The organism is Geodermatophilus sp. URMC 60 (genome assembly GCF_053502585.1).
The window spans coordinates 1,592,396-1,616,379 of the sequence record NZ_CP199958.1 but is presented as its reverse complement, the minus strand read 5'-3'; the positions used below and the strand labels follow the sequence as shown (position 1 = coordinate 1,616,379).

Here is a 23,984-nt window from a genome sequence, read left to right as displayed (position 1 = left end):
CCCGTGCCGTCCCCTGCTCCCGCCTGCTGCATCCGACTCCTGTCTCCGATGACCATGGGGCCGTCGCAGGCGGACGCGTCGCCGACGGCGTGTCCGGCGGCCAGCAGCCGATGATCGTCTCGGGAGGGGCCGGCGGCGAGCGGACGGCCGCTCGGCGCGCGGCCGGTGGACCGCGCCGGGACGATGCAGGGGTGCAGCGACTGACCGCCACGCCCGTCCCCGGCCTGACCCCCGCCCAGCACGGTGAGGGCCCGACCTGGGACGACGACCGCGCCGAGCTGCTGTGGGTGGACATCACGGGCGGCCTGGTCCGCCGGGCCGCGGTCGACACCGGCGGCACGCTGTCCGAGACCGGGGTGCACCGCGGGGGGAACACGGTGGGGGCCGTCGTCCCGGCGGCGGACGGCGGGTGGCTGCTGGCCGCGGACGGCGGCTTCACCCACCTCGCGCCCGACGGCACCGCCCGCGTCCTGCTCGACCTGGCCGGCGAGGGCGGCACCGAGGCCGACGGCGGCACCCGCATGAACGACGCGGCCTGCGACCCGGCCGGCCGGTTCTACGCCGGCACCATGGCCTTCGACCAACGGTCCGGCGCCGGCACCCTGTACCGGCTCGACGTCGACGGCACCGTCACCCGCGTGCTCGACGGGCTGACCGTCTCCAACGGCATCGACTGGTCGCCGGACGGCCGCACCGCCTACCTCGCCGACTCCGGCCCCGGCGTGGTGCACGCGTTCGGGTACGACCCCGCCACCGGCGCGTTCTCCGACGGCCGGGTGCTCCTGGAGTTCAGCGGGGACGACGGCGTGGCCGACGGGCTCACCGTCGACGACGAGGGCTGCCTCTGGACGGCGCTGTGGGGCGGCGGGCAGGTGCGCCGCTGGTCACCGGAGGGCGACCTGCTCGCCGTCGTCGAGGTGCCCGGTGTGGCCCAGACGTCGAGCTGCGCGTTCGCCGGCCCCGCGCACGACCTGCTGGTGGTGAGCACCTCGGCGGAGGGGCTCGATGACGCGGCGCGGGCCGCGCAGCCCGACGCCGGCCGGCTGTTCACCGCCCGGCCGGGAGTGACCGGTCCGCCCGCGGGGGTCTACCGCGGCCCGCTGGAGGGCCTGCGCCAGTCGACCTGACCTCCGGCGGCAGCGACACGGCCTCCCGGGGTCGGCCCCGTCCAGAGGCTCGCCGCGAGCCGGCGAGCGGCGAGGAGGACGGGGTCCTCCTTCCCCTTCAGCCGCCGAGCTCGCGCAGCGCCCGGGCGGCGAGGTCGTCGCCGTCCGCGGCGCCGAGCCGGAAGTGCTCCACCGCGCCGTCGAGGTCCCCGCGGTCGGCGAGCAGCACGGCCAGGTTGTGGTGGCAGTAGCTGTCGCCGGCGGCGATGCCCGCGCGGTAGGCCTCCTCGGCCGCCTCCACGTCGGCCAGGTCCTCGGCGTAGAAGTTGCCCAGCGGCAGCCACGCCTGGACCTCGCCGAGCTTGGCGCCGCGCTCGAGCGTGAAGCGGGCCTCCGCCACCCGGTCGGTGCTGCGCAGCAGCGCGGCCAGCGCCACCCGCGCGCCGGGGAAGCGGTCGGCCCCCGTGCGCAGCTCGTCCTCCAGCGAGGTGTCGTGCGATGCGGCCCACCGCCAGCAGGCGAGCACCGCGGCGGCGACGTCGTCCCCCGTGGCGGCGAGCTCGGCCGCCACGGCGATGGCCTGCTCGTGCTCGCCCTGCTCGTGCAGCAGGAACGCCAGCTGCAGCCCGCCCTGGGTGTCCCCGGCGGCGCCGGCGCCCCGGTAGGCGTTCATCGCGCCGGCCAGGTCGCCGAGCTCCTCGAGCACCAGGCCGAGGTTCACCCAGGCGTCGCGCTCGCCGCCGGCCAGCGCCCGCTCGTAGGCGTCGACGGCCTCCTCGACCTGGCCGCGCGCGGCCAGCGAGTTGCCCAGGTTGAACCAGCCGAGCGCGTCCCCCAGCTCGGCGGCCCGGCGGAAGCAGCGCTCGGCGTCCCGGGGACGCCCGGCATCGGCCAGGTCGCAGCCCAGCTCGATGACGGCGTCGGCGTCCCGGCAGGCGCGCAGCCTCCGGAGGCGCCCGTCGAGGTCCTCCCGCATGCGGCGATCATCGTGGGGTCCCGCCGCGCCGTCCTCCCCCGGCCGGGCGGTCTCACCCGTCGGAGGCGGTGCAGGTCACCCGGGGGGATTCAGCCGTGCCGACGGGCCGGTCCCACACCGGTGAGCCGCCCCCCGTCGCGGGGCCCACCCGGCCCGGTGGTCAGCCGCCGAACGCCTCGCGCCAGGCGGGTAGCAGGGTCTCCTGCGTCCACTCCAGGTAGGGCCGCTGGCGGTCCCCGCCGATCTGCACCAGGGCCAGGTGCGTGAAGCCGGCGTCGGCGTAGGCCCTGGCCGCCTCGATCACCGCGTCGACGTCGTCCCCGCAGGGGATGCTCCCCGCGACGTCCTCCTCGCGGACGAACTGGCTGGCCGCCGCGAACCCAGCCGTCCCCGGCAGGTCGGCGTTGACCTTCCAGCCCAGCCCGAACCAGCGGAACATCTCGTGCGCGCGTTTCACGGCGGCGTCGCGGTCGGTGTCGTAGCAGATGGGCATCTGGCCGACCCGCGGCTTGCCGGCGCCTCCCGCGGCGTCGAAACCCTGGACCAGCTCGGACTCCGGGTCCGTGGCCATCAGCACGTCGGCGTACTCACCGGCCAGCCGCACCGACTTCTCCCCCGACGCCGCGATGCCGATCGGCACCCCGCCCTCGGGCCGGTCCCAGATCCGGCCGCCGTCGACGGAGTAGTACTCGCCGTGGAAGGTCGTGTAGCCGTCGGTCGAGAGCAGCTCGCGGATGATCTGCACCGCCTCCGCGAACATCTCGTGGCGGACGGCGACCGGCGGCCAGCCCTCACCGATGACGTGCTCGTTGAGGTTCTCACCCGCGCCCAGGCCGAGGGTGAACCGGCCGTCGGAGAGCAGCTGCAGGGTGGCCGCCTGCTGGGCCACCACGGCCGGGCGGTACCGCAGGATCGGGCAGGTCACGTAGGTCATCAGGTCGATGCGGCTGGTGGCCTGCGCCGCCGCGCCGAGGGTGACCCAGGCGTTGGGCGAGTGGCCCATCTCGTCCAGCCACGGGAAGAAGTGGTCGCTGCTGACGGCGAAGTCGAAGCCGGCCTCCTCGGCGCCGACCACGTGACTGACCAGGTCCTTGGGACCGGCCTGCTCGGTCATCATCGTGTAGCCCAGCTGCATGCCCATGCCGCCGCGCTACCCCGGGTGGGCGGGGGACAACCGGCCGCGCGAACCGGTCGCGAGCGCCGAGTTCGGCGATCCCGCCGGGCCCCGTCCAGGGGCCCGCCCCGAGCTCGCGAGGGGTGGGGAGGACGGCGGCCCCCTGCAGGGCCCCGCCGCGAGCGTGCGAGTGGTGGGGGGCAGGGGCGGCCCCCTGCAGGGCCCCGCCGCGAGCGTGCGAGTGGTGGGGGGCAGGGGCGGCCCCCTGCAGGGCCCCGCCGCGAGCGTGCGAGTGGTGGGGGGCAGGGGCGGCCCCCTGCAGGGCCCCGCCGCGAGCGTGCGAGTGGTGGGGGGCAGGGGCGGCCCCCTGCAGGGCCCCGCCGCGAGCGTGCGAGTGGTGGGGGGCAGGGGCGGCCCCCTGCAGGGCCCCGCCGCGAGCGTGCGAGTGGTGGGGGGCAGGGGGTCCTTTCTCAGGTCCGCTCGGCGCGCAGCGCCTCGCGCACCTTCGTCCGGCCGCTGGTGCGCAGCAGGGCACCGGCGTAGACCCGCCCGCCGAGGCGGACCGCCAGGCCGATGGCGACCAGCATGAGGACGACGGCCAGCGCCACCTCCCAGCCCGCCGCCTCTCCGGCCGCCTGGCGCACCGGCATGACCAGCGGCGAGAGGCCGGGCACGAAGGAGGTGACCGTGGCCAGCGTGCCGGCGGGGTCGCCGGCCGCCTGGACCGCCACGAAGAAGCCCCCGACGAGCAGCATCGAGGCCGGGGTGAGCACGCTGCCGAGGTCCTCCTGCCGGCTGACCAGCGAGGCCGCCACGGCGAAGACGCAGGCGTAGAACGCGTAGCCGAGCACGAACCAGGCCACGACGGTGGCCACCGTGCCGATCAGCTCCCCGGGGACGTCGACCAGGTCGAACACGAGCGCACCGGTCACCCCCACGACGCCGATGACGAGGATCTGCCCGAGCCCCAGCAGGCCCAGGCCGATGATCTTGCCCGCGAGCAGCTGCCACGGCCGCATGGTTGCGAGCAGCAGCTCCACCACCCGGCTGGACTTCTCCTCCACCACGCCCTGCGCGACGAACTGCGCGAACAGGATCAGCAGGCTGTAGAGGACGACGACGCCGATGATCGCCACGACCACCCGCTGGCCGTCGTCCTCCTGGTCGCCGACCGGGGTGACCGCCACCTCGGGCAGGGACTGCAGGTCGACGCCGGCCTCGAGCAGCCGGTCGGAGACGGCCAGGCCGCTGACCGCGCCGCCGACCACCGCCTCCAGCGCGGGGTCCCGGTCGACGAGCACCAGCCTCGGGGCCGGCCCGGTCCCATCCACCAGAGCCGCGTCGACCTCCTCGGCCTCGACGGCGCCGCGCGCCGCGGCCTCATCGGGGACGTCGACGACCTCGACGTCCACACCGACCGCCTCGCCCTGCGCCTCGAGTGCGGGCCCGAGCCGGCCGTCGTCGGCGACGACGGCGAGCCGGCTGGTCCCCTCCCCGCTGCTGACGACCACCTGGAAGGCCATCACGCCCAGCAGGAGCACCAGGATGACCACCGAGCTGATGAGGAAGTTCTTGTCGCGGATGCGGCTGGAGACCTCCCGCGCCGCGACCATCCGGACCAGCGCGGCGCTGCCCGGGGTGCGGGGTCCCGGCGACATCACGCGGCGACCTCCCCGGCCGGCTCGGCGACCGCCTCGCGGAACAGCTCGACCAGGGTCGGCTCGCGCCAGGCGAAGTGCGCGACCCGGCCGGTGCGCAGCGCCGCGGCGAGCACCACCTGGTCGTCGGTGGCGGGAGCGAGCTCCAGCAGGGTGTCCCCGGCTCGCTCGGACACCAGCCGCACGCCGGGCAACCCGGCCGCCCAGCCCGGCGGCGCGTCCGGGACGTCGACCCGCAGCAGCCGGCCGGCCTCGCGGCGGCGCAGCTCGGCGACCGGCCCGACGGCGACCATCGACCCGCGGGCGAGGATCCCGACGGCGTCGCAGAGCCGCTCGACCAGGTCGAGCTGGTGGCTGGAGAAGACGACCGGGACACCGCCGCGCACCTGCTCCAGCAGAGCCTCGGCCAGCGCGTCGACGCCCACCGGGTCCAGGCCGGAGAACGGCTCGTCGAGGATGAGCACCTCCGGCCCGCTGACCAGGGCCGCGGCCAGCTGCACCCGCTGCTGGTTGCCCAGCGACAGCTCCTCCACCCGGGAGCGACGGCGCTCCCCGAGGCCCAGCCGGTCGGCCCAGTGCTCGGCGGCGCGGGTGGCCGCCGCGGCGTCCAGGCCGTGCAGCCGGGCGAAGTACGCCAGCTGCTCGCCGACCCGCATCTTCGGGTAGAGACCGCGCTCCTCGGGCATGTAGCCGATCCGGCGGCGCAGCGCCTGGTCCAGCGGCCGGCCCTGCCAGCGCACCTCCCCGGCATCGGCGCGGACCAGCCCCATCGCGATCCGCATCGTCGTCGTCTTGCCGGCTCCGTTGGATCCGCAGAAGCCGAACATCGAACCGGGGGCGACGGCGAACGAGACCCCGTCGAGCACCCGGTTGGCCCCGTAGCTCTTGTGGAGACCCTCGAACTCCAGCACGCGCGCTCCCCCCGGACCTGTGTCGAGAAACCGGTCCGGACGCTATCGGGCGCGGTCAGGGCAGGTGATCACCGACGCGCAGCGCCGTGGCGGTCGGCGGCCGGGCGGTCCTCGGCGGCGCCCTCCGGGCAGACGCGGACGGCGCCGGGCGCCGACGGGTCCCAGCCCCCGCCGGACAGGTGGACGGTGCGCAACGGGCCTCCCGGAACCGATGGGACGAGCCGCGACGGTCTGCCCTGCGGTGCGGCCGCATCTGCGGTCTCATCGGGGCCATGAGCCAGGAGAACGTGCCGGCGCAGCCGCCGACCGGTGTCGGGCTGGACGGGCTGCGCACGGCCGCCGCCGGGTGCACGGCGTGTGAGCTGTGGCAGGGCACGACCCAGACCGTGTTCGGCGAGGGTCCGGAGACTGCCCGCATCGTCTTCGTGGGCGAGCAGCCCGGTGACCAGGAGGACCGCAAGGGCGAGCCGTTCGTCGGCCCGGCGGGCCGGCTGCTGGACAGGGCGCTCGGCGACGCCGGCATCGACCGTCGGGACGCCTACATCACCAACGCGGTGAAGCACTTCAGGTTCACGCAGAAGGGCAAGCGGCGGATCCACCAGACGCCCGGGCCCGAGCACCTGCGGGCCTGCCGTCCGTGGCTGGAGGCGGAGTTCGCCGTCCTGCAGCCGGAGGTGGTCGTCTGCCTGGGGGCCACGGCGGCCAAGGCGCTGATCTCGCCGTCGTTCCGGATCACCAAGGAGCGCGGGCAGCTGATCCCCTGGACCCCGCCGGGCGTGGCCCGCGCCGAGGCCGGCGACGGCTCCCCCGCCGACGACGACGAGGACGCGCCGCACCAGACCTGGATGCTCGCCACCACCCACCCCTCGGCGATCCTGCGCACGCCGGACGAGGCCCGGGAGGCCGCCTACGACGCGCTCGTGGCCGACCTGCGGGTGGTCGCGCACGCCCTGGCCTGAGGGAAGACCCCGTCCTCCTCACCGCTCGCACGCTCGCGGCGGGCCTCCGGACGGGGCCACCGAGCTGTACGGACGCCGCCTCCCGGGTAGGACCGGGCCATGGACCGCGTCTACACGGCCGAGGCAACCGCGTCCGGAGCGCGCACCGGGGAGGTGCGGTCCTCCGACGGCCGGCTGACCGCGGACCTCTCCCGCCCGGCGGAGATGGGTGGGGACGGCGGCCCGGGCACCAACCCCGAGCAGCTGTTCGCCGCCGGCTACGCCGCCTGCTTCCACAGCGCCATGCGCTTCGCGCTCCGGGACCTCGGGCTGACCCCGCAGGCACTCGACGGCTCCTCGGTCACCGCCGAGGTGCACTTCCTGCGCGGGGCGCCCGGCGACTTCGGACTCGCCGTCGACCTCCGGGCGCGGTTGCCGCACCTGGACGACGAGCAGGCCCGGCAGCTCATGGAGAAGACGCACACCATCTGCCCGTACTCGCGCGCCACGGCGGGCAACGTCGAGGTCGGGCTGCACGTCGTCCCGGCGGCCCCGGCCGGCTGAGGGAGGCCCCCTGCGGCGGCCAGCTCAGCCGCGGGCGGAGGGTTGCGCCGAGCGGGAGGCGCGGAACGTCCAGAACGAGGGCACCACCAGCGCCACGACGACCATCGCGACGACGACCACCACACCTCCGGAGACCATCGCCGTGGTGACGCCCGCGGCGCTCGCGAGAGCACCGGCCCGCAGGTCCCCCAGGCGCGGACCGCCGGCGACGACGACGAGGAAGACGCCCTGCATGCGACCGCGCATCCCCTCCGGCGCGGCCAGCTGCAGCATCGACGAGCGCAGCACCGCGCTCACCATGTCCCCGGCGCCGGCGACCGCGAGGCAGAGGACGGCCAGCCACAGCGTCGGCGCGAACCCGAAACCGATGATCGCCACGCCCCACACGACGATGGCCCCGAGGACGACCGCGCCCTGCCGGTCCACCCGCGACACCCATCCCGACGTCAGGCCCATGAGCAGCGCGCCGATCGAGACGCCGGCGAACAGCCAACCGAGGCTGTTCGGCGAGTCGGCGTAGCGGCCCTCCGACAGCTCGGGGAAGACCGCCTGCGGCCAGGCGAAGAGCATCGCGATGACGTCGACGACGAAGGTCATCAGCAGCACCGGCTGGGTGCGGAGGAAGGCGAAGCCCTCGGCCACCCCGCGCACGGCGGCACCCAGCCGCAGCGGCCCGGCGTCCCGCCCCGGGGGCAGTGGCGGCAGCCCGCGCAGCAGCAGGACGGCGACCAGGAAGCCGAGCGCGTCGACGGCGTAGGCGACCGGCAGGCTGCCGACGGCGATGAGCAGGCCGGCCAGCAGCGGGCCGGCGATGACCCCGACCTGGCGCACGGTCATCGCCAGCGCGTTCGCCGCGGGCACGCCCTCGGCCCCGACGAGCGCGGGGATGACGGCGCTGCGGGTGGGCTGGTTGACCGCGGTGAACCCCGAGACGCAGGCGGTGAGCGCCCACAGCAGCGCCAGGTTGCCGCCGCCGGGCAGCAGCGCCTGCACCGCGAGCAGCGCGCTGGTCGCCGCCGAGCCGACGCCGGTGACCAGCATGAGCCGCCGGCGGTCCATCGAGTCGGCGATCGCGCCGCCGAGGAGGCCGAAGACCACCAGCGGCACCAGCGCCACCACCGAGGTGGCGCCGACGAGCAGGGAGGAGCCGGTGAGCGCGTAGACCTGGTACGGGACGGCGACCAGCGTCATCTGCTGGCCGAGCATCGTGGCCGCCACGCCCCAGAACAGCCGCCGGTAGTGCGGGTTGCGCAGCGGGGTGGTGTCCATCGCCCAGGCGCGGCGCAGCTGCGGGGGCAGGGGCACCGGCTCCTCGACCGGACCGCCGCCCTCGACCGGGTCGATCGGGCTCGTCACGGTGCGAGCCGCTGGACGACCCAGCCCCCGCCCTCCTCGTCGTCGCGGACGAAGCGCAGCCGGTCGTGCAGCCGGTCGGCCCCGCCCTGCCAGAACTCGACGGCGTCGGGCACGACCCGGTAGCCACCCCAGATCTCGGGCCGAGGCAGCTTCTCGCCCCCGGTCTGGGCGTCCAGCCGGCGCAGCCGCTCGACCAGCTCCTCGCGCGAGTCGACCGGCGTCGACTGGAGGGAGGCGGCGGCCGCCAGCTGTGCGCCGCGGGGGCGGGGGTCCCACAGGTCGTCGCTGGCGGCGTCCCCGACCCGCTCGACCCGGCCGGTCACCCGTACCTGCCGCTGCAGCGCGTGCCAGGGGAAGACCAGGGCCGCGCGTGGGTTGACAGCCAGCTGGGCGCCCTTCGCCGAGGCGTAGCTGGTGACGAAGACGAAGCCGGCCTCGTCGTAGCCCTTCAGCAGCACGATCCGCGCGTCGGGCGCACCGTCGGCGTCGGCGGTGGCGACCACGACGGCGTTGGGCTCGGGCAGCTCCGCGGCGACGGCGTCGGCGAACCAGCGGTCGAACTGCTCGGCCCAGGTGGGAGCGAGGTCCTCCTCGCGGAGGCCCCGGGTCTCGTAGTCCCTGCGCATGCGGGAGAGGTCGGGCACGACCTCCATGCTGACAGCCGGGCACGTGCCCCGTGCTGACAGCCGGGCACGTGCCCCGTGCTGACAGCCGGGCACGTGCCCCGTGCTGACAGCCGGGCACGTGGATCAGGGCGCTGTCCTCCGCCCGCCCCGGGTGTCCCGGGCGCGTCGACACGGCCTAGGGTCGCAACCGCAGTCGTGCCGCTCCCATGCGCGCACGAGTCCCGCGCGCAGAGGAGCATGCGAGATGGCCGACGACTTCGTACCCGGCCTGGAGGGCGTCATCGCCTTCGAGACGGAGATCGCCGAACCGGACAAGGACGGCGGCTCCCTCCGGTATCGCGGCGTCGACATCGAGGACCTCGTCGGCAAGGTCACCTTCGGCAACGTCTGGGCCCTGCTGGTCGACGGCAAGTTCGGCCCGGGCCTCCCGCCGGCCGAGCCGTTCCCCATCCCGGTGCACAGCGGTGACGTGCGCGTCGACGTCCAGGCCGCGCTGGCCATGCTGGCCCCGTTCTGGGGCTACCGCCCCCTGCTGGACATCGACTCCGAGACCGCCCGCGACCAGCTGGCCCGCGCCGCGGTCATGGCGCTGTCCTACGTCGCGCAGTCCGCCCGCGGCATCGGCGTCCCGGCGGTGCCGCAGTCACGCATCGACGAGGCCTCCACCATCGTCGAGCGCTTCATGGTCCGCTGGCGCGGCGAGCCCGACCCCCGCCACGTCGCCGCCGTCGACGCCTACTGGACGTCGGCCGCCGAGCACGGCATGAACGCCTCCACCTTCACCGCCCGCGTGATCGCCTCAACGGGCGCCGACGTCGCCGCCTCGCTCTCGGGCGCCATCGGCGCGATGTCCGGCCCGCTGCACGGCGGCGCCCCCTCCCGGGTGCTGCACATGCTGGACGGCGTCGAGCAGGCCGGGGACGCGGAGAAGTACGTCAAGGACCTCCTCGACCGACACGAGCGGCTCATGGGTTTCGGCCACCGGGTCTACCGCGCCGAGGACCCGCGCGCCCGGACGCTGCGCAAGGCCGCCAAGGAACTCGGCGCCCCGCGCTTCGAGGCCGCACTGGCCCTCGAGCAGGCCGCGCTCAAGGAGCTGCGCGAGCGGCGTCCCGACCGGCCGATCGAGACCAACGTGGAGTTCTGGGCGGCGATCGTCCTGGACTTCGCCGAGGTGCCCAGCCACATGTTCACCTCGATGTTCACCTGTGCCCGCACCGCCGGCTGGTGTGCGCACATCCTGGAGCAGAAGAACACCGGCCGCCTCGTGCGCCCGTCCGCGCGCTACATCGGCCCCGGCCCGCGCAAGCCCCAGGAGGTCGAGGGCTTCGACACCATCAAGACCAAGCCCATCGACCAGCCGGCCTGAGCGAGGGCCCCGTCCTCCCCACCCCTCGCACGCTGGGGGCGGGACCCGGGACGGGGCCACCCGTCCGCAGACCCTGAGAGGCAGTCCTCCCGGATGAGCATCACCATCCCCGCCGACCTCCTGCCCTCCGACGGCCGCTTCGGCTGCGGCCCGTCGAAGGTGCGTCCCGAGGCCCTCGAGGCGCTGGCCAACAGCGGCGCCGGCCTGATGGGGACCTCCCACCGCCAGGCGCCGGTCAAGGGCCTGGTCCGCCAGGTGCGGGAGGGCCTGACCCAGCTGTTCGACCTGCCGGACGGCTACGAGGTCGTCCTCGGCAACGGTGGGACGACGGCGTTCTGGGACGCCGCGATCATCGGGTTGATCCGCGAGCGCAGCGCGCACGGCAGCTACGGCGAGTTCTCGTCGAAGTTCGCGACCGGCGTGGCCGAGGCGCCCTTCCTCGCCGACCCGGTGATCGCCAAGGCGGCGCCCGGCTCGCTGGCCCTGCCCACCGCCGCCGACGGTGTCGACGTCTACGCGTGGGCGCACAACGAGACCTCCACCGGCGTCATGGCCCCGGTGCAGCGGCCGCCCGGCACCGACGACGCGCTCGTGCTCGTCGACGCCACCAGCGCCGCCGGCGGACTGCCCGTCGACGTCACGCAGACCGACGTCTACTACTTCGCCCCGCAGAAGAACTTCGGCGGCGACGGCGGGCTGTGGGTGGCGCTCATGTCGCGTGACGCCCTCGACCGCATCGCCGAGATCAAGGCCTCGGGCCGCTGGGTCCCCGGATTCCTCGACCTGTCCATCGCCGTCGACAACTCGGCCAAGGACCAGACCTACAACACCCCGGCCGTCGCCACGCTGTTCCTGCTGGCCGACCAGATCCGCTGGCTGCTCTCCCTCGGCGGGCTCTCCGGCGCGGTGGCGCGGACGCAGGACTCCTCGAGCCGGCTCTACGGCTGGGCCGAGCAGTCGCAGTTCGCGACGCCGTTCGTGGCCGACCGCGACCAGCGCTCCTACGTCGTCGGCACCGTCGACTTCGACGAGTCGGTGGACGCCGCCGAGGTCGCCAGGGTGCTCCGCGCCAACGGCGTCGTCGACGTCGAGCCCTACCGCAAGCTGGGCCGCAACCAGCTGCGGGTGGGCATGTTCCCCGCCGTCGAGCCGGACGACGTCAGCGCGCTGACCGCCTGCATCGACTTCGTCGTCGGCGAGCTGTGAGGGAGGACCCCGTCCTCCTCACCGCTCGCTAGCTCGCGGCGAGCCTCCGGACGGGGCCTTCTGATGCCCGGGGGCCGCGGGACGGGACCGCCGTGAGCCGCGTGTCGACGACGACACGCCCGGCCGGACCGATCGGTTCCGGTATCGGTGGTGGACCTCCGCCGCCGAGCTGACAGCATCGGCGGGGTGAGACGCGTCACCACGGCTCTCGCCGTCCTCGGGCTGCTGCTCACCGGCGCCGGCACCGCCCAGGCCGCCCCTGCTGGCGGTCCGGCGCCACCCGGGCCCGTCGCGCTGGACGACCCGCGGTTCACCGCCAACGTGATGGCGCCGCTGAAGGTGACCGACTGGCCTGCCTTCGAGGCCGACCTCGCGAGCGTGGCCGCCTACGGGGTGGACGCGGTGAGCGTCGACGTGTGGTGGGGCGACGTCGAGGGCGCGGCGGACAACCGCTTCGACTGGGGCTACTACGACCGCGTCTTCGAGACCATCACGGCCACGGGCCTGGACCTGGCGCCGATCCTGTCCTTCCACCAGGCCGGCGGGAACGTCGGCGACGACTACACCAGCCTGCTGCCGTCGTGGCTGTGGGAGAAGTACGCCGGCGTCACCCACCGCGGCGTCCGGCTCGGCCCGATCGGGCTCCAGCACCGCAGCGAGCAGGGCAACACCAGCCCCGAGAGCGTGCAGGGCTGGGCCGACCGCGTCGTGATGGGCGAGTACCGGGACTTCACCCGGGCCTTCGAGCGGCAGTACGGCGACCGCTACGCCGACGAGGTCGTCGAGGTCAACGTCTCGCTCGGCCCGTCCGGCGAGCTGCGCTACCCGTCCTACAACCAGCACGACCAGGGCACCGGCTACCCGACCCGCGGCGCGCTGCAGGCCTACTCACCGCTCGCCGTCCGCGACTTCCAGGACGTGGTCGTGCGCCGGTACGGCTCGCTGGAGGAGGTCAACCGCGCGTGGGGGACCGACCTGCAGGCGGTGGACGAGATCGGCCCGCCCGCGGACGCCGAGGCCTTCTTCACGTCGCTGGCCTACCGGGACACGCAGTACGGCCGCGACTTCGTCGACTGGTACAACGGCTCGCTGGTCGACCACGGCGAGCGGGTGCTGCGCACGGTCATCGCGACCCTGGGCGGGGACTTCCCGGAGGCCGACGTCGGCTACAAGGTGCCGGGCATCCACTGGTCGATGACGAACCCCGCCCACCCGCGGGCCGCCGAGGTCACCACCGGGCTGGTCCAGACCAGCGTGGACCTCGACTCGTGGGCCACCGGGCACGGCTACCAGCGGATCGTCGAGCTGGCGAACCGCTTCGACGGCGGCCGGCGCGAGGTGGTCCTGCACTTCACCGCGCTGGAGATGGACGACCAGGACGTCACCCCGCAGTACTCCCTGGCCCAGACCCTGGTCGGCTGGATCGGCGACCACGCCCACCGCGCCGGGGTCGAGCTGAAGGGCGAGAACGCGCTGGCCGGCGGGGTCCGGTCCGACGAGGGCTGGGACAACATCGAGGAGGCCTTCGCGACGTGGGGCTACCTGGGCCTGACCGTCCTCCGGATGGGCGACGTCGCCTCGGGCACCGGGCAGCGCCGGTACGCGGAGTTCATCGCGGAGTACAGCCCTGACGCCTGAGGAGGGACCGCCTGCCCCCCGCCACTCGCCGGTCCCGTCCGGAGGCTCGCCGCGAGCTCGCGAGCGGCGAGGAGGACGGGGTCCTCTTTCTGCAGGGGGCCGCCGCGCCACGCCGGGCGAGCCTGCTGACGCGCTCCCGCGCGCGCGGATAGCCTCGGCAGCGGACATCCCCATCCCGGGGCCGGTCCACCCGCCGTCCCGACCCGAGCACCGACCCAGGAGGCCGCCCATGCGTCAGCTGCGGCTGGTGGCGCTCTCCGACGACGGCAGGAGCCTCGTGCTCGCCCTCGACGGCGCCGAGTCCGGCGAGGAGGGCGAGCGTTTCGAGCTGCCGATCGACGAGCGGGTTCGCGCCGCCGCGCGCGGGGACGCCCGCCGGCTCGGCCAGATCGACGTGGAGATCGGCACGACGCTGCCGCCGCGGGTGATCCAGGCCCGCATCCGCGCCGGGGAGACCCCCGAGCAGGTGGCGCAGGCCTCCGGCATCCGGGTCGAGCGGATCATGCGCTTCGCCCACCCCGTGCTGCAGGAGCGCGAGCGGGTGGCCGAGCAGGCACGCGAGGCCCGCGTGCGGCTGTCCGAGGGCACGCCGTCGGTCCCGCTGCAGCAGTTCATGTCCGAGCGGCTGCGACTGCTGGGCGCCGACCTCGACGCCGTCCGCTGGGACGCCCACCGCGCCGGCGACGGCGTCTGGCAGGTGACCGCCGCCTGGCAGGCCGGCACCAAGTTCGGCGTCACCCGCTGGGCCTACGACATCCCGGCGCGCACCGTCACCCCGGTCGACGCCGCCACCACCGACTTCGCCGAGGGGACCCGCCTGGTGCGCGTCGTCCCCCACGTGCCGGCGGAGCGGCCCGCTCCGGTGCGCGGCCGGCCGGTCGTCGTCGTCCCCGACGAGGACGACGTCGCCGCGCCCGCCTCCTCCCGGCTCGCCCGCGACGAGGACGACGACCCGGCCGGGGACGACGACGTGCGGCCCGTGCTGCCGGCCGACGTGTCCCCCCCGAGCACCCGGCGCACCGACGTCCCCGCCGACGAGGACGACATCAGCGAGCACGACACCGTCGTGCTCGGCCGCCCGGGCGGCGACGGGGACGACGACGAGGACCCGCGAGCCCGCATCCCGGCGTGGGAGGACATCGTCTTCGGGGTCCGCCGGCACCGCTGACCTGCGGACTCAGGCGTGGCGGCCATGCGGCTGCCGGACCGGGACGTCGCGGGCCGGTGGGCACCGGACCGGTGACGTCGGCCACCCCGCGGCAGGTGTCCACGCGGAACCGCCGGGTACCCCGAAGGGCATGTCAGCCTCGGTGTCCATGCCCCTCGGCGGCGTGCAGGTCGGTTCCTACGACAGCTACGAGCAGGCCCAGGCCGCCGTCGACTACCTCGCCGACCAGAAGTTCGCCGTCGAGAACGTCACGATCATCGGGTCGGACCTGCGCCAGGTCGAGCGCGTCACCGGCCGGCTCACCTGGGGCCGGGTGCTCGCCGCCGGCGCGGCCGGTGGCGCCTGGTGGGGTCTGTTCGTCGGCCTGCTGCTCGGCATCTTCGCCGTCGACGGCTCGGCCTGGATCAGCTCGCTCCTGACCGGCCTGCTGATCGGTCTGCTGTTCGGCATGCTGTTCGCCGCGATCGGCTACTCCGCCAGCCGGGGACGGCGGGACTTCACGAGCACGAGCGCCGTGGTCGCGAACCGCTACGACGTCATGTGCAACCCCGCCCACGCCGAGGAGGCACGGGCACACCTGGCCCGCTTCTCGCTCCGCGGCTGAGGCTGCGCTCCTGCAGGGTCGTGCCGTGGCCCCGTCCAGAGGCTCGCCGCGAGCCTGCGAGCGGTGAGGAGGACGGGGTCCTTCCTCAGCGGAGCGTCGCGAAGGCCACCGCCGCCGCGGCCGCCACGCCCAGTGAGTCGACCCCGGCCCGCATCGGGATGCGCGCCCGCACCCGCACGGCACGCTGCGCCTCCGGGGTCAGCCCCGGCCCCTCCGCGCCGAGCAGCACCGCCGTGCGCGGGTGCGCCCGCGGGTCCACGTCGGTCAGGTCGACCGCGTCGGCGGCAGGGGTGAGCGCCACGGTCAGGTAGCCGGCGTCGTGCAGCCGGTCCAGCCCGCCGGGCCAGTCGGCCAGCACGGCGAACGGCAGCGCCAGCACGTGCCCCATCGAGACCCGCACCGACCGGCGGTACAGCGGGTCGGCGCAGCGCGGGTCGAGCAGCAGTCCGTCCACGCCGAGGGCCACCGCCGAGCGGGCGATCGAGCCCAGGTTCTCCGCGTCGTTGAGCGCCTCCAGCACGGCCAGCCGCCGGGGCGCGGCCGGGTCCGGCCCGGCCAGCAGCGCGTCCAGGTCGGCGGGGGGACGGCGGTCGGCCGAGGCGAGCACGCCGCGCGTCAACCGGAAGCCGATCACCTCCGAGAGCACCCACTTGTCCGCCTCGTAGGCCGCCACCCCCTCGGGCAGGTCCAGCGCCGCCACCCGCCCGGGCACGCCCAGCACCGCGCGCACCCGGTAGGGCGAGGCCAGCAGCCGCTGCACCGCCGGGACGCCCTCCACGATCACCGGGCCGGTGCCGCGCTCGGTGCCCGGCCGGCGGTCCCCGGCCTTGAGATCGCGGAAGTCGGCCACCCGCGGGTCGTCCGGGTCGGCGATGGTCGCGGGGTCGTGCGGCACGGCGCCGATCCTGACAGGCCACCTCCAGCGGGCGGCCGCGCCGTCCGGCCCGCAGGATCGTCGGCGTGCCCTCCTCCCCCGTGACCGTCGTCGGCGCCGGCATCGCCGGCACCACCTGCGCCCGCGTCCTGGCCGGAGCCGGGATCGCCGTCCGCCTGCTCGACCGCGGGCGCCGGCCGGGTGGGCGGATGTCCTCGCGGACGCTGCACGAGCGCACCGTCGACCTCGGCGCCTCCTACCTGACCGCGCAGGAGGGCTCACCCTTCGCCGCGGTGGTCGACGACTGGGTCGCACGCGGCCTGGCCCGCCCGTGGACCGACACCTTCGCCGTCGCCGGACCCGACGGTCTGCGGTCCACCACCACCGGCCCGCTCCGCTACGCCGCGCCGGCCGGGCTGCGCTCGCTGGTCGCCGACCTCGCCACGGGACTGGACGTCGTGAGCGGGTACACGGTCACCGCCGTCGGTCCCGGCCCGCAGGTGGACGGCGAGGACGCGTCGGCCGTCGTCCTGGCCATGCCCGATCCCCAGGCCCGTCGGCTGCTGGACGCGGACACGGCACGGCGGCTGCTCGACGACCGGCCGTGGGAGCCGTCGCTGTCCGTCGTCCTCGGGTGGCCGGAACGGCGCTGGCCGGCCGACCTCCACGGCGCGTTCGTCCACGACGACCCGGCGGTCACCTGGGTGGCCGACGACGGCGACCGGCGTGGGGACGGCGCCCCGGTGCTGGTCGCGCACACCACCGCCGAGCTGGCGGCCGCCCACCTCGAGGACCCGGACGCCGCCGCCGGTCCGGTCGCCGCCGCGGTCGGCCGGGCGCTGGGCATCGACGCCCCGCCGGCCTGGACGACGGTGCACCGCTGGACGTACGCGCGACCGGCCGAGGCCCGTCCGGAGCCCTTCGGGCTGGCCGACGGCGTCGGTGTCTGCGGCGACGGGTGGTCGGCGCCGTCGCGGGTGCAGGCCGCCTGGACCTCGGGCACCTCCCTGGGCCGCGCCCTGCTCGCCACGCACTGAGGAGATCGGCCTGGCCCCGCTGCCCCCATCGCGAGCCTGCGAGCGATGGGGGGCAGCGGGGTCCTTCTCCTAGCGCGCCACCCGGGCCAGCTGGCGGGCCTGGGCGACCAGCCGGCCCGTGGCGTCCCAGATGCGGCACTCCTCGTCCGACCAGCCGCCGGCCACCTCGGTGGAGCGCGACTCGACCAGGCACCAGCCCGGCGCGGGCAGCGCGCGGACCAGCACCTGCAGCTGCACGGTGGGCGCCCAGCCCGTCCGGCCGACGGCGAAGGCGGTGGGCGGCAGGGCGTCGGCGAACAGCAGCAGCGCCAGCGGGTCGGGGTCGCGGCCGTCGGCCAGCCGGATCCAGGACCGCAGCACCCGCTGCTCGGAGAACCGGCCGACCGTCCAGCCCGCCGTCGCGGGGTCGAGCCGGGTGTCGATCCGCCGGACCAGGCCGACGGCCGGCCCGGCGCCGGTGGTCCGGGCGAGGACGCAGTCGTCGGGGTCGGGCACCTGCGGCGCGGCGTTGACGGTGTACTCGGCCGGCTCGGTGCCGAGCGTCGCCGTCGTCACCTGGGCGGCGATCGACGGGCCGGCTCCCCCGGTCAGCAGCACCGTGGAGTGCGCCAGCGTGCGCCCCGCCGGGCCGGGCGTGACGGCGAGGTGGGCCGGCCCGGCGGCGGTGGCCCGCAGGTAGCTGGCCGAGAGCGCGACCGGGTGCGGGTGCGGGCTGTCCAGGACGGCGGCGCGGGCGGCGACCGCCAGCAGGTAGCCGCCGTTGAGGACGCCACCGCCGACGTCCCACCCGGGGTCGAGGTCGGCGACCAGTCCCCCGCCCTCGGCGCGGCGGACGGCCGTGGCGGCGTCGAAGGCGGACGGGTTCCCATCGGTCTGCGGCACGTCCCGGAGCCTGCCAGGGTGGGGTTCCGTGGAGTACACGCACCTGGGGCGCAGCGGCCTGTCGGTCTCCCGCCTCTGCCTGGGCACGATGAACTTCGGCTGGAAGACCGAGGAGGCCGATGCCCACGCGATCATGGACCGGGCGCTGACCGAGGGCGTCAACTTCCTCGACACCGCCAACGTCTACGGCTTCGACGCCGGCAAGGGCCGCACCGAGGAGGTGCTCGGCACCTGGTTCGCCCAGGGCGGCGAGCGCCGGGAGAAGACGGTGCTGGCCACCAAGGTCTACGGCTCCATGAGCGACTGGCCCAACGACACGTTCCTGTCCGCCCGCAACCTGGTGCGCTCCTGCGAGGCCTCGCTGCGCCGGCTGCGGACCGACTGGATCGACCTGTACCAGTTCCACCACGTCGACCTGGCCACGCCGTGGGAGGAGGTCTGGCAGGCCTGCGAGACGCTGGTCGCCCAGGGCAAGGTGCTCTACGTCGGTTCGTCCAACCACGCCGCCTGGCAGATCGCCGCGGCCAACGAGGCCGCCGCCCGCCGGCACTTCCCGGGCCTGGTCAGCGAGCAGTCGCACTACAACCTGCTCACCCGGCACGTGGAGCTCGAGGTGCTGCCCGCCGCGCAGCACTACGGCGTCGGCATCATCCCGTGGAGTCCGCTGGCCCAGGGGCTGCTCGCCGGCGTGCTGGGCGACCAGGAGGGCGACCGTCGCCACCTCGAGCGCAACCGCGAGCGCATCGAGCGGCACCGGCCGGCGCTGCAGGCCTACGAGGACGCCTGCCGCGAGTGGGGGCACTCCCCGGCCGACGTCGGGCTCGCCTGGCTGCTGCACCGGCCGGCGGTGACCGCACCGATCGTCGGGCCGCGCACGGCGGAGCAGTTCGACGGGTCGCTCCGGGCCTTCCACGTGCGGCTCGACGACGCCCAGCTGGCCCGGCTCGACGAGATCTTCCCCGGTTACCGCGCGGCGCCAATGGAGTACGCCTGGTGATCTCGCGGCGTCCGTAGTGCCGCACCGTCACGGCCCGCTCACCCGACGCGACGCGCCGTCCTCGGGACCCCCAGGACTGGGGGACGGCGGCCCCCTCTGCCGCGTGTGCCCGGCACCCCGGTCCTCCCCGGAGCCTCGGACCCATCGAGAGCGGCCGTGGGGGCGGGCTCTGCGACGCCGGGGGGCGGGTGCACGTGCACGGGTTCGGGGACGAGACGGCCGGGGTGTGCCCGTTCAGCGGAGCGGGCAGCGAGACGGCGCGCGGCGGGGTCTCCCGGCGCACGGTGCTGGCCGGGTTGGCGAGCCTGGCCGCGCTGCCGGTCATGAGCGGGACGGCGCACGCGGCACCGCCCCGCCGCCCGCCGACGCCGACCCCCTCGCCGGCGCCTCGGCCCCCGGTCCGCCGGGCGCGGGCCGCCCGCGGCGCGCACGCCGTCGGCAACCCGCGCGGCAGCGACATCGCGGTGCGCGCCGGCCGGGACACCGAGGCCCGCTTCGGGCTGATGTTCAAGAAGCTGCCGGCCTTCGCGCCGCCGGACGCGCTGCTGACCGCGCTGGCGGTATCGATGAACGACGGCAAGGCGCCGCTGTCCGACGTCAAGGACTCCGACGTCGCCTTCGACATCCCGGGCATGCCGGCCGGCTACATCTACCTCGGCCAGTTCATCGACCACGACATGACGCTGGACAAGACCCCGCTGACCCAGCAGCAGCAGGACCCGCGGGCGATGACCAACTACGACAGCCCCCGCTTCGACCTGGCCAGCGTCTACGGCCGCGGCCCGGCCGCCAGCCCCGAGCTCTACGACCCGTCGCGGCCGGGCTACCTGCTCTGCAACGACCACGACGGCGTGCGCGACCTCCCCCGCGACGACGTGGGTGCGGCCTACCTCGGTGACCCGCGCAACGACGAGAACCTGATCGTCGCGCAGCTGCACGCGGTCTTCCTGCGCCTGCACAACAAGCTGCGCGACGAGGGCCGGACCTTCGAGCAGGCGCAGCAGCTGGTGCGTTGGCACTACCAGTGGCTGATCGTCAACGACTACCTGCCGCGGATCGTCGGCCGGGACGTCGTCGACCGGCTGGTGCGCCGCCGCCGCGGTGGGCCGATCGAGTTCCTCGGGCGGTTCTACAAGCCGCGCAACCCGCGCCGGCCGTACATGCCGGTGGAGTACTCCGGCGCGGCCTACCGCTTCGGGCACAGCATGATCCGCGCCGAGTACGAGGTGCACGACCAGCACACCGTCCCGATCTTCGCCAACGAGGGCTACCAGGACCTGCGCGGCAACCGGCCGGTGCCCGACGACCTGTGGATCGACTGGAACTACTTCTTCGAGATCCCCGGCATGAGCACGCCCGACGACCGCAACGCGGCCCGGAAGATCGACACCCAGCTGTCGCTGCCGCTGTCCACGCTGCCGCCGACCGTGGTGGCGCCCACGGCCGGGGCGATCACCTCGCTGGCCGAGCGCAACCTGCTGCGCGGCAAGCGGCTCGGCCTGCCCGCCGGCCAGGACGTCGCCGTCGCGATGGGCCTCAAGCCGCTGACCAACCAGCAGCTGGGCCTCACCGACCCCGGGTGGAAGGGCAAGGCGCCGCTCTGGTTCTACGTGCTCAAGGAGGCCGAGCTGCTCGGCGGGCACCGGCTGGGCCCGGTCGGCGGCACCATCGTCGCGGAGGTGATCCTCGGGCTGATGGCGTGCGACACCTCCTCGTACTTCACGGCCAACCCCGGCTTCGACCCCGGCCCCGGCTACTCGATGGGCTCCTTCCTCCTCTGGGCCGACGCCATCGACCCGCGGGCCTTCGAGGTGCCGGAGGACGAGCTCCCCGAGGAGGAGGAGCCCGCGGACGGCGAGGTCGACGAGGGCGACGAGACCGAGGACGAGGCACCGCACGAGGAGGAGCCGGAGGACGAGGAGCCGGAGGTCGAGGAGCCGGAGGACGACGCGGAGCCCGAGCTGCTCGAGCCCGGCGAGGCCCCCGACCCCGCGGCGACCTCCCCGGTGCCCGGCCCGGTGGTGTGAGGACGGCCCCCTTGCAGGAGGACCCCGTCCCCCTCACCGCTCGCAAGCTCGCGGCGAGCCCCTGGACGGGGCCGCGGGCTCAGCCGAGCGGCCAGGCCGAGATCCGGTCGTAGCGCGGCACGGGACCGAGGTGGCTCTCCAGCAGCTCCACCTCGGCCACCGGCCACGCCGGCCCGCGGTGGCCGGCCAGCCGCTCGGGCAGGTCGCCGTCCCCCGGCCGGCCGGGCCGCCAGCGGCCGAGGGTGAGGTGGGCGCGGAACGGCCGGTCCTCCACCGGCAGGCCCAGCCCGCGGGCGACGGCGGCCAGCCGGGCGGCGAGCGCGCCGAGCGCGACGTCGTCACCCGTGACGCCGGCCCAGAACACCTGCGGACGGCGGCGCGTGCCGAACCGCCCGGCGCCGGCCAGGCGCAGGGTCATCGGCGGGGTGGCCGCCACGGCGGGCGCGGCGTCGGCGACCAGCTGCTCGACACGGCCGGCCGGCACCGCGCCGAGGAACAGCAGCGTCAGGTGCCAGCGCTCCGGCGGCGTCCAGCGGGGAGCACCGGGCGCCTCGCGCAGCGGCGCCAGGGCGCGGTCGAGGTCGGTCAGCGCGCCGGCCGGCGGGGTCACCGCGAAGAACAGCCGCCGCGGCCGGGGCGCGGTCAGTCGGGCACCGCCAGGCCCGCCTCGGCGAGCGCGGTCTGCAGGCGCAGCCGCTCGACGTCGCGGGGCCGTCCGGGCGGGGCGGTGTCCAGCGAGTGCGTCACCTCCAGCAGCCGGGCCGCCTCGACGAGGACGTCGTCGTAGGCCGCCTGCAGCCCTCGGCGGCGGGCCATCGGCGCCCCGGCCGGCACACGGGCGAGCTGGGCACCCAGCCGGCGCAGGTCGGCGGCCACCTGCTCGAGCGGGCGGCCGACCGGCGCGACCTGCTGCCGCCGGCGGCGCAGCGGCTCGGGCAGGCGCGCCGACCCGAAGACCAGGCGAGCCACCCAGCCGGCGAGGGCGACCGAGCCCACCACACCGCCGACGATGGCGCCCAGGTGCAGCAGCGAGGTCCCCATGCCGCCTCCGCAGACGACTCGAGAGTGGTGGCCGTCACGGTACGACGGTCCGGCGGCGTCAGCTCGCCTGTGTGCCCGGTGCCTCCGCCGACGCGGCCTCCGCCGCGGCCCGGACGGGTGCGGGCGGGACCGTCCGCGACGAGACGTGGAGCTGCAGCCGCAGGGGGACGACGTGGGCCTCCAGCCGGACCCGCCTGCCGCGGGCCAGCCACGCCGCCGCGATCCCGCCCGCGGCCACCGCGACCGCGCCACCGAGGACGAAGCCCCACGGCGCCCCCCACCGCTCGGCCACCCAGCCGATCAGCGGCGAGCCGATCGGCGTCCCACCCATGAAGCAGGTGAAGTAGAGCGCCATCACCCGGCCGCGCAGCTGCGGGTCGACGCCCAGCTGCACGAAGCTGTTGGCGGCCACGCTGAACACCAGGCCCGCCGCCCCGGTCGGCACGAGCAGGGCGGCGAACGACCAGTACGTGGGCATGAGGCCGCAGACGATCGACGCCGTCCCGAACACCACCGCAGCGACCACGAGGAAACGCTGCCGCGGGCGGCGTCTGCGCCGGGTCGACAGCAGCGCGCCGGACAGCGACCCGACGGCGAAGCAGGTGGTGAGCAGCCCGAACCCCTCCGCGCCCACGTCGAAGACCTCGCGGGCCATGAGCGCGATGGTCACCTGGGAGTTGAAGGTGAAGGTGCCCAGCACGAGGGCCAGCCCCAACCCCAGGCGGAGGTCCGGCCGGGACCACGCGTAGGCCAGCCCCTCGCGCAGCTGGCCGCGGGCGCGCGCGACCCGCGGGCTGGCGTGCAGCTCGCCGGGCCGCATCGCCAGCAGCGCCCCGATGGTGAACACGAAGCTCGCCGCGTTGACGAGGAAGGCCGGCGCGGTGTCGCCCGAGGCCGCGCCGATGACCAGCCCGGCGACGGCGGGGCCGACCAGCCGGGCGCTGTTGAAGATCGTCGAGTTCAGGCTGACCGCGTTGGTCAGCAGGTCCGGGCCGACCATCTCGGAGACGAACGCCTGCCGCACCGGCGCGTCGATCGCCGAGACCGAGCCGAGGGCGGCGGCGAGCACGAACACGTGCCACAGCGCGATGGAGTCGGAGGCCACCAGCAGGCCGAGCACGAGGGCCACGAGCCCCATGAGCGCCTGGGTGGCCAGCAGCACCCGGCGCTTGGGGTAGCGGTCGGCCAGCACGCCGCCGTACATGCCGAGGAACAGGGTCGGGCCGAACTGCAGCGCCGTGACCAGGCCGAGGGCGATGCCGTCGTCACCGGAGAGCTGCAGGACCAGCCAGTCCTGGCCGATGCGCTGCATCCAGGTGCCGGTGAGGCTGACCAGGTTGGCCGCCGCGTAGACGCGGTAGTTGCGCACCCGCAGCGACCGGAACGTGCCGCCGTCCGTCGTCCGGCCCCTCACCCACTCGCCAGCTTGTCCATGATGACCGCGGCCTCGCGCAGCACCGCCCGCTCCTCGGCGGTGAGCTGCAGCAGCATCCCGGTCAGCCAGGCCTCCCGGGCGCGGGCCTCCGCGCTGAGCAGTTCCTCCGCGGCCGGCGTCAGGTCGATGACCACCTGCCGCCCGTCGGTCGGGTGCGGGCTGCGGGTGACCAGCCCCATCCCCTCCAGCGCGACGACGACCCGGGTCATCGACGGCGGCTGGACCCGCTCGTGGCCGGCCAGCTCACCCGGGCTCATCGCGCCGTGCCGCTTGAGCGTCGACAGCGCCGCGAGGTGGGTCAGCGTGACCGACCGGTCGACCCGCTGGTTGCGCAGGCGGCGGGAGAACCGCATGACCGACAGCCGCAGGTCGTGGGCCAGCGCCGCGGTGTCCAGCGTCGTCCGGCTCACGAGTCGTCAGCCTAGCTAAGAAACTGCCGGCCCCGTCCCGAGGCCCG

The 23,984-nt window shown here is 75.4% G+C and carries 24 protein-coding genes; 11 read left to right on the top strand and 13 right to left on the bottom strand.

Annotated features, from left to right (window positions below; genetic code table 11):
- Positions 1-191: 191 nt before the first annotated feature.
- Complete coding sequence (locus ACWIX3_RS07805; protein WP_448611506.1) at positions 192-1,127, top strand: SMP-30/gluconolactonase/LRE family protein; 936 nt, start codon at positions 192-194, stop codon at positions 1,125-1,127.
- A 97-nt stretch (positions 1,128-1,224) separates the two neighbouring features.
- On the opposite strand, the gene ACWIX3_RS07800 is transcribed toward ACWIX3_RS07805, so the two are convergent.
- The 5 genes from ACWIX3_RS07800 to ACWIX3_RS07780 form a co-directional block, all read right to left on the bottom strand.
- On the bottom strand, positions 1,225-2,082 hold the full coding sequence (locus ACWIX3_RS07800) for a tetratricopeptide repeat protein (protein ID WP_448611505.1): 858 nt from the start codon (positions 2,080-2,082) through the stop codon (positions 1,225-1,227).
- Positions 2,083-2,242: 160 nt separating this feature from the next.
- The gene (locus ACWIX3_RS07795) at positions 2,243-3,223 is read right to left on the bottom strand and encodes a TIGR03557 family F420-dependent LLM class oxidoreductase (RefSeq protein WP_448611504.1); all 981 of its coding nucleotides are present in this window, start codon (positions 3,221-3,223) and stop codon (positions 2,243-2,245) included.
- A gap of 443 nt (positions 3,224-3,666) precedes the next feature.
- Positions 3,667-4,854 carry an ABC transporter permease gene (locus ACWIX3_RS07790; protein ID WP_448611503.1) on the bottom strand — a complete coding sequence of 396 codons (1,188 nt, stop codon included), beginning with the start codon at positions 4,852-4,854 and terminating at the stop codon, positions 3,667-3,669.
- On the bottom strand, positions 4,854-5,765 hold the full coding sequence (locus ACWIX3_RS07785; RefSeq protein WP_448611502.1) for an ABC transporter ATP-binding protein: 912 nt from the start codon (positions 5,763-5,765) through the stop codon (positions 4,854-4,856). The genes ACWIX3_RS07790 and ACWIX3_RS07785 overlap by 1 nt, the downstream gene beginning before the upstream one ends.
- Before the next feature lie 68 nt (positions 5,766-5,833).
- Complete coding sequence (locus ACWIX3_RS07780) at positions 5,834-5,959, bottom strand: hypothetical protein (RefSeq protein ID WP_448611501.1); 126 nt, start codon at positions 5,957-5,959, stop codon at positions 5,834-5,836.
- Between the two features lie 78 nt (positions 5,960-6,037).
- Here ACWIX3_RS07780 and ACWIX3_RS07775 point away from each other — a divergent pair, with 78 nt between their 5' ends.
- Both ACWIX3_RS07775 and ACWIX3_RS07770 read left to right on the top strand, forming a co-directional pair.
- A complete protein-coding gene (locus tag ACWIX3_RS07775; protein WP_448611500.1) occupies positions 6,038-6,724 on the top strand; it encodes a UdgX family uracil-DNA binding protein in 687 nt (228 codons plus the stop codon).
- Positions 6,725-6,823: 99 nt separating this feature from the next.
- The gene (locus ACWIX3_RS07770) at positions 6,824-7,267 is read left to right on the top strand and encodes an organic hydroperoxide resistance protein (protein WP_448611499.1); all 444 of its coding nucleotides are present in this window, start codon (positions 6,824-6,826) and stop codon (positions 7,265-7,267) included.
- A gap of 24 nt (positions 7,268-7,291) precedes the next feature.
- Here ACWIX3_RS07770 and ACWIX3_RS07765 read toward each other — a convergent pair whose 3' ends face one another.
- Entirely contained in the window at positions 7,292-8,623 is a 1,332-nt protein-coding gene (locus ACWIX3_RS07765; protein ID WP_448611498.1) for an MFS transporter, read from the bottom strand.
- Positions 8,620-9,276 (bottom strand): pyridoxamine 5'-phosphate oxidase, encoded by a 657-nt coding sequence (gene pdxH / locus ACWIX3_RS07760; protein ID WP_448611497.1) that lies wholly within the window; start codon positions 9,274-9,276, stop codon positions 8,620-8,622. The genes ACWIX3_RS07765 and pdxH overlap by 4 nt, the downstream gene beginning before the upstream one ends.
- Before the next feature lie 217 nt (positions 9,277-9,493).
- Between pdxH and ACWIX3_RS07755 the strand changes: the two genes are divergently transcribed.
- The 5 genes from ACWIX3_RS07755 (at position 9,494) to ACWIX3_RS07735 (ending at position 15,234) form a co-directional block, all read left to right on the top strand.
- Positions 9,494-10,618, top strand: a complete 1,125-nt coding sequence (locus ACWIX3_RS07755; protein ID WP_448611496.1) for a citrate synthase 2 — start codon at positions 9,494-9,496, stop codon at positions 10,616-10,618.
- A 93-nt stretch (positions 10,619-10,711) separates the two neighbouring features.
- Entirely contained in the window at positions 10,712-11,824 is a 1,113-nt protein-coding gene (gene serC, locus ACWIX3_RS07750; RefSeq protein WP_448611495.1) for a phosphoserine transaminase, read from the top strand.
- A gap of 186 nt (positions 11,825-12,010) precedes the next feature.
- On the top strand, positions 12,011-13,462 hold the full coding sequence (locus ACWIX3_RS07745; RefSeq protein WP_448611494.1) for a family 14 glycosylhydrolase: 1,452 nt from the start codon (positions 12,011-12,013) through the stop codon (positions 13,460-13,462).
- 229 nt (positions 13,463-13,691) lie between these two features.
- Positions 13,692-14,630, top strand: coding sequence for a septation protein SepH (gene sepH, locus ACWIX3_RS07740; RefSeq protein ID WP_448611493.1), 939 nt, complete (start codon positions 13,692-13,694; stop codon positions 14,628-14,630).
- 130 nt (positions 14,631-14,760) lie between these two features.
- Positions 14,761-15,234: a general stress protein gene (locus ACWIX3_RS07735; RefSeq protein ID WP_448611492.1), complete on the top strand. Its 474-nt coding sequence runs from the start codon at positions 14,761-14,763 to the stop codon at positions 15,232-15,234.
- A gap of 85 nt (positions 15,235-15,319) precedes the next feature.
- On the opposite strand, the gene ACWIX3_RS07730 is transcribed toward ACWIX3_RS07735, so the two are convergent.
- A complete protein-coding gene (locus ACWIX3_RS07730) occupies positions 15,320-16,129 on the bottom strand; it encodes a TrmH family RNA methyltransferase (protein ID WP_448611491.1) in 810 nt (269 codons plus the stop codon).
- 65 nt (positions 16,130-16,194) lie between these two features.
- On the opposite strand from ACWIX3_RS07730, the gene ACWIX3_RS07725 reads away from it, so the two are divergent.
- The gene (locus tag ACWIX3_RS07725; RefSeq protein WP_448611490.1) at positions 16,195-17,145 is read left to right on the top strand and encodes an NAD(P)/FAD-dependent oxidoreductase; all 951 of its coding nucleotides are present in this window, start codon (positions 16,195-16,197) and stop codon (positions 17,143-17,145) included.
- A gap of 69 nt (positions 17,146-17,214) precedes the next feature.
- Here the strand turns inward: ACWIX3_RS07725 and ACWIX3_RS07720 are convergent, their stop codons facing one another.
- Complete coding sequence (locus ACWIX3_RS07720) at positions 17,215-18,027, bottom strand: thioesterase family protein (protein ID WP_448611489.1); 813 nt, start codon at positions 18,025-18,027, stop codon at positions 17,215-17,217.
- 28 nt (positions 18,028-18,055) lie between these two features.
- Here ACWIX3_RS07720 and ACWIX3_RS07715 point away from each other — a divergent pair, with 28 nt between their 5' ends.
- Together ACWIX3_RS07715 and ACWIX3_RS07710 are read left to right on the top strand one after the other, a co-directional pair.
- A complete protein-coding gene (locus tag ACWIX3_RS07715) occupies positions 18,056-19,024 on the top strand; it encodes an aldo/keto reductase (RefSeq protein WP_448611488.1) in 969 nt (322 codons plus the stop codon).
- Positions 19,025-19,212: 188 nt separating this feature from the next.
- Entirely contained in the window at positions 19,213-21,051 is a 1,839-nt protein-coding gene (locus ACWIX3_RS07710; RefSeq protein WP_448611487.1) for a peroxidase family protein, read from the top strand.
- A gap of 79 nt (positions 21,052-21,130) precedes the next feature.
- Here the strand turns inward: ACWIX3_RS07710 and thpR are convergent, their stop codons facing one another.
- Genes thpR through ACWIX3_RS07690 form a run of 4 tightly spaced genes read right to left on the bottom strand, consistent with a single transcriptional unit; the run spans position 21,131 to position 23,937 of the window.
- Positions 21,131-21,673, bottom strand: a complete 543-nt coding sequence (gene thpR / locus ACWIX3_RS07705) for an RNA 2',3'-cyclic phosphodiesterase (protein ID WP_448612447.1) — start codon at positions 21,671-21,673, stop codon at positions 21,131-21,133.
- A gap of 20 nt (positions 21,674-21,693) precedes the next feature.
- A complete protein-coding gene (locus ACWIX3_RS07700) occupies positions 21,694-22,092 on the bottom strand; it encodes a hypothetical protein (RefSeq protein WP_448611486.1) in 399 nt (132 codons plus the stop codon).
- Positions 22,093-22,150: 58 nt separating this feature from the next.
- Positions 22,151-23,506 (bottom strand): MFS transporter, encoded by a 1,356-nt coding sequence (locus tag ACWIX3_RS07695; RefSeq protein WP_448611485.1) that lies wholly within the window; start codon positions 23,504-23,506, stop codon positions 22,151-22,153.
- Positions 23,503-23,937, bottom strand: a complete 435-nt coding sequence (locus ACWIX3_RS07690; RefSeq protein WP_448611484.1) for a MarR family winged helix-turn-helix transcriptional regulator — start codon at positions 23,935-23,937, stop codon at positions 23,503-23,505. Before ACWIX3_RS07690 ends, ACWIX3_RS07695 begins: the two co-directional genes overlap by 4 nt.
- Between the last annotated feature and the right edge of the window lie 47 nt (positions 23,938-23,984).

What these genes read in the sequence shown, in the direction of transcription:
- ACWIX3_RS07800 (WP_448611505.1), bottom strand. Translation starts at nt 2,082, where the DNA reads ATGCGGGAGGACCTCGACGGGCGCCTCCGGAGGCTGCGCGCCTGCCGG.
- ACWIX3_RS07795 (WP_448611504.1), bottom strand. Translation starts at nt 3,223, where the DNA reads ATGGGCATGCAGCTGGGCTACACGATGATGACCGAGCAGGCCGGTCCC.
- ACWIX3_RS07790 (WP_448611503.1), bottom strand. Translation starts at nt 4,854, where the DNA reads ATGTCGCCGGGACCCCGCACCCCGGGCAGCGCCGCGCTGGTCCGGATG.
- ACWIX3_RS07775 (WP_448611500.1), top strand. Translation starts at nt 6,038, where the DNA reads ATGAGCCAGGAGAACGTGCCGGCGCAGCCGCCGACCGGTGTCGGGCTG.
- ACWIX3_RS07770 (WP_448611499.1), top strand. Translation starts at nt 6,824, where the DNA reads ATGGACCGCGTCTACACGGCCGAGGCAACCGCGTCCGGAGCGCGCACC.
- pdxH (WP_448611497.1), bottom strand. Translation starts at nt 9,276, where the DNA reads ATGGAGGTCGTGCCCGACCTCTCCCGCATGCGCAGGGACTACGAGACC.
- ACWIX3_RS07755 (WP_448611496.1), top strand. Translation starts at nt 9,494, where the DNA reads ATGGCCGACGACTTCGTACCCGGCCTGGAGGGCGTCATCGCCTTCGAG.
- serC (WP_448611495.1), top strand. Translation starts at nt 10,712, where the DNA reads ATGAGCATCACCATCCCCGCCGACCTCCTGCCCTCCGACGGCCGCTTC.
- sepH (WP_448611493.1), top strand. Translation starts at nt 13,692, where the DNA reads ATGCGTCAGCTGCGGCTGGTGGCGCTCTCCGACGACGGCAGGAGCCTC.
- ACWIX3_RS07735 (WP_448611492.1), top strand. Translation starts at nt 14,761, where the DNA reads ATGTCAGCCTCGGTGTCCATGCCCCTCGGCGGCGTGCAGGTCGGTTCC.
- ACWIX3_RS07700 (WP_448611486.1), bottom strand. Translation starts at nt 22,092, where the DNA reads ATGGGGACCTCGCTGCTGCACCTGGGCGCCATCGTCGGCGGTGTGGTG.